This window comes from Butyrivibrio sp., assembly GCF_024699075.1.
Map to the genome: position 1 here is coordinate 1 of NZ_JAILQF010000062.1, position 4,267 is coordinate 4,267.

Below are 4,267 nucleotides of genomic sequence, written 5' to 3' on the forward strand. Positions count from 1 at the left end.
CTTCAGGGTGCCAGAAACTCAAAGCTAGCCGACGACCCTGTGACCAATATGAAATATCTTTTTATCTGTAACGCTACTCTCATGACGAGATTTGCCATAGAAGGCGGCCTTGACTCAGAAACAGCATATAACACCAGTGACCTTTACATCTATAACATGAACAAATGCGTATCAGTAGATGAGGTTCTTGACCTTCATTACGAGATGGTATCCTATTTCACCAAATGCATGCAGAACTTGAAAAAGAGAAACATAATATCCAAACATGTTTCAAGATGCCTGGATTATATAGACCAGCACCTTCAAGAAAAGATCCTGCTTGATCAGCTTGCATCTCATGTAGGATTAAACACAAGCTATCTCTCGGTATTGTTTAAAAAAGAAACCGGGCTCTCAGTATCTGAGTATATACTAAAAAGGCGACTGGAAGTTGCCGAAAATATGCTAAAGAATTCTGATTATTCCTGCGCCGAGATAAGCAGCTTCCTAGCTTTTGGCTCACAGAGTCACTTCACGGAGGCCTTCCGCAAAAAGAACGGGGTAACACCAAAACAGTTCAGAGACAGGGAATACAGGCATCACATTTCACGTAAAAAATAGCGCAGACCTGAGTGTAGTCTGCCTCGTTCTGATCCTCAGATGTTTCTGCTTCTTCGCCTTCAGTATCTGTTTCTTCTTCAGCGCTCTCTTCCATATCTTCAAATGTCCTCAAAAGCCAATACAACAGTCGCCATATCTGGACGCACCTCCGGATTTGGATTTTAAGGAGAACTCCTCTACATAATCTGAAATAAGGATATCCTTATCAAAAGCGTGCGCAGGATAGGCAGCAGTTATCAAAACAGCTACTGTCAGAATTATTAAAAATAAAGCTTTTACCTTTTTCAAAATGATTCCTCCTGACGGGTATAGGCTTAGCCCAGCAATCCAAATATCAGATTCGGATCTCCCCTGATCATATAGGAACCTACACAGCTTTTCCATATTCAGATACAGATGTTGCAAAAACAGATGCACTTAATGCAAAATAAGCTATGATATCGGACACGAAGATGGTCTCGATGAAGGCATAAGCGGTGCTGTTGCGCTTACAGATTATGAATCTCATCCTCTAATTCATCAAGATAGGTCAGGATACTATCAAAATCGGGATAAGCTCCATAAATCATGTTCTTCATGGCTGCATAATCTTCTCTTACTTCATCCATAATATAATCCGCAGGAATCAGCTTTATTTCTTTTAGTGTTGCAGTCTCATAATGTGCACTCTTGGCATAATAAAACTTTTGCTTAAACACAACGTCTTTCTGGAGTAATTCCTTTCGAGCAAATGCAGAATCCTTCACCCAGCTATTTGCCATACAGTAAACATCATAAAGATGCCTTGCATATCTTCTAGGCAGAACCTTTCCTTGTGGAAAGTAAGCCATCTTATGCAGTATGGTAAGTTTTTCCCAAAAAGTCCTCTCTATATCTATTGTCAGAATGTCTGTTGTTCTCTGCTCAAAAGCATTTGGATACTCTGTGGCTGCAAAAGGCTCAACTATCGTCACATGAGATGGCATCCATTCAGCCAAAGGCCCTATTTCCAGCCTAACCACAGGAACTAAATATTCCATAGAAAAATCTCTTGGGTACCTAAAATTCACAACCATAGGATCATTGTCATCAACTTCAACCCAAGCACCCTCACCTAGCTTTAAAGCCAATTCCTTATTCAAGGCCGGAACCAGTTCTTCTCTGTAAAATACTGCAGCTTGTGAATTTATTTCTTTGTTATACTGGTCCTGCTTGGTCTTGGATCTTTCATCCCAAGGATCAGTATCATTAGTAAGCTTTCTCCAATCCAAAATCAGATCTATGTCTTCTGAAAAGCGTTCTATCACATGATAAGACTTTGAAAGACTCGTCCCTCCCTTAAACACAAATGCATCTTTGTACATGCAATCGTGGAATAAATGGTTCAGCATAAAACAGACCCAAAAATCTTTTTCTACAATTGAAGGATGCATTTTCATTTTTTCTGCTGTACGAGAAAAAAGGACTTCCCTGTCTTCTCTACCAAGTAATGCAATTTTCTTCACTTAACTACATATCTCCTTTATTACTTTATATATCCACGCTGTCGTTGTTATTGCCTCTCGCAAAATAATCTCCTTATCTGAACTAGACAGCGCCTTTGATAATCTTTCTTTATCTTCCTGTTGTATTTTATCTTTTCCAATATACTTAATCGCCTGAATAACAGAAATCGTTATGAAACTTTTTCCTGATATTTCCTTATTAGCACAGTGTTTAAACTCGACCTGATAAGAACCAATATCATATTTACGATAAGGGCCATCACTTATATAGCTCCATGAATTAGGAACTTGTGTTGATAAATGCAGGAAGTTAAGAGCTGTTTCTCCTGAAGGAGCAATTGTCCAGTTATACTTCCTAGCAAGCGCCTGAGCTACCTTTTCAATATTTGGTGAACTATACTCTCCTAACAGCTTGCTGTACAATGGCTTATCATATATTCCTTTTATGACTCTTCTGATTGTCCCAGCTTCACCAAGTCGAGACAATGCTTTATTAGTAGGGTCAGTACCTGCAATATCAGCAAAATCTATCGCTGAAAAAGCATACCCTAAATCAGCATCTTCTATTCTTTTTTCTATTTCAATCTGATATTTTTCTCTCATCTTGAGCGCCTTTCGTCAGATATATTATATAATTTATCTGACGAAATTGCAAGGAGGCTCACTTTTCAAATTACCTCCAGCCAAGTGTTCTCGCCAATTATATCTTATCGTCCTCATCCTTTTTAAACATCTTTTCCATTCTTATGTAGTACTCCAAAAGCCTTACTACATAGTCCGGAGCATGGCGCATATCACGTTCCCATTCCGTGACAGTTCTATAAGGGATATCAAAGTACTCACAAAACTCCCTGCGATTCATGCCAGTGCTTTCACGCAGTTCCTTTATCTTTTTAGCCTTATCGTCCATAAAATCTCCCTAAAATTGAAATACACGTTGTGTACAAGAATAACATATCTTTTCTCTTTACACAACGTGTATTATTCTTTTTTAACTTTCTATTTTTGTCAGATAAGTCATACAATTTATCTGACGAGATGTCACGATTATTATGCAATAAGCGTGACGCTTCCAAAACACAGGTAATAACGCCAAATTATATGTTGCATTTACAATTTAGAAAGAGATAAATCATGAGCGAAAACAGCAAGAAAGACTGGTATAACAAGAAGGTTACGGCAGAACGCCTATATGAACTTAAGACAGATTATGAAGAAGAAATAGGCCATAGAATGAGTGGCCTACAGCTTGTAAAGCAGATAAAAGAAAAAACCGGGATTGATATCGGTGGAAACACCTATAACAAACATGAAAGCCCTTCAAACAAGACAAATATGAGCATTGAACTACTTTATGCTCTGTCCAAGTTTTATGGTGTTTCCTATGATTATATTTTGGGATTCAGCGATACTAAGTATCCTGAAAGAGAAGATATTACAGAAAAATCATATTGCATTTTGGGCAACTAATTGTTATCTAAGGTATTATATATTTGCAATTTATCAAGCTTTTTAATTAATTAAAAACAACCATCATTACCGCTTTCCTTTTCACAGAATTCCGGTTCTTCCAGTATTCAATACTCCAAAGATTGTGGTGACAGTGTCCCCACAATCTCTGGATCAATTGATAAAATAAACGTATCTATACAGCATTCTCTTATCTATAAGCGGGCAGGTACCTGCCTTGCCACAAATCTATAACCATTTCCAGTTTCTTCAACGCTTCTGAACCAGCCATGTTAACACAACACGGTACTCTAGTTCCTAATGATTTGAAATGACATGTAATCCCCCAGTCAAAACCCTAATTCAACAATCTGTTAAGTAGCTGTTCCCTGTTCTCTATAAACATCTTTGTAACCTGATAACTATCAGTATCCTCATAATCTATTGGATGTATCTGTCCATCATCAAAGCTTAATATCTCTGCTCCAGGTATTCCAAGAAGAATAAGGGAATGCGTAACCATGATAAACTGAGAATCTTCCTTAGCACAATTAACAATCTCTAGTAACAGGGTCAGTTGTCTCTGAGGTGATAATGCAGCCTCCGGCTCATCTAAAAGATAAAGCCCATGCCCTTTAAAATTCGTTTGAACCAGCTGTAAAAAGCTTTCACCATGTGAACGCTCATGGAAGTGCTGTGGAACTCCACCTAGTCTACTATATTCTTCCTCTGCT

The 4,267-nt window shown here is 38.1% G+C and carries 7 protein-coding genes; 2 read left to right on the forward strand and 5 right to left on the reverse strand.

Annotated elements, in window-relative coordinates; translation table 11 throughout:
- Nucleotides 1–600, forward strand: a 600-nt coding sequence (locus K6G87_RS02205; RefSeq protein WP_296833282.1) for a helix-turn-helix domain-containing protein, incomplete at its 5' end; no start/stop codon positions are given.
- Nucleotides 601–708: 108 nt separating this feature from the next.
- Here the strand turns inward: K6G87_RS02205 and K6G87_RS02210 are convergent.
- The 4 genes from K6G87_RS02210 to K6G87_RS02225 form a co-directional block, all read right to left on the reverse strand.
- Entirely contained in the window at nucleotides 709–888 is a 180-nt protein-coding gene (locus K6G87_RS02210) for a hypothetical protein (protein WP_296833284.1), read from the reverse strand.
- A gap of 200 nt (nucleotides 889–1,088) precedes the next feature.
- Entirely contained in the window at nucleotides 1,089–2,084 is a 996-nt protein-coding gene (locus tag K6G87_RS02215) for a nucleotidyl transferase AbiEii/AbiGii toxin family protein (RefSeq protein WP_296833287.1), read from the reverse strand.
- A complete protein-coding gene (locus tag K6G87_RS02220) occupies nucleotides 2,085–2,687 on the reverse strand; it encodes a DUF6088 family protein (protein ID WP_073387992.1) in 603 nt (200 codons plus the stop codon).
- Between the two features lie 97 nt (nucleotides 2,688–2,784).
- A complete protein-coding gene (locus K6G87_RS02225) occupies nucleotides 2,785–2,994 on the reverse strand; it encodes a helix-turn-helix domain-containing protein (protein WP_073387994.1) in 210 nt (69 codons plus the stop codon).
- A 224-nt stretch (nucleotides 2,995–3,218) separates the two neighbouring features.
- Here K6G87_RS02225 and K6G87_RS02230 point away from each other — a divergent pair, with 224 nt between their 5' ends.
- On the forward strand, nucleotides 3,219–3,554 hold the full coding sequence (locus K6G87_RS02230; RefSeq protein WP_296833295.1) for a hypothetical protein: 336 nt from the start codon (nucleotides 3,219–3,221) through the stop codon (nucleotides 3,552–3,554).
- Between the two features lie 337 nt (nucleotides 3,555–3,891).
- Here K6G87_RS02230 and K6G87_RS02235 read toward each other — a convergent pair.
- A partial coding sequence (locus tag K6G87_RS02235) for an AAA family ATPase (protein ID WP_296833298.1) occupies nucleotides 3,892–4,267 on the reverse strand: 376 nt, incomplete at its 5' end.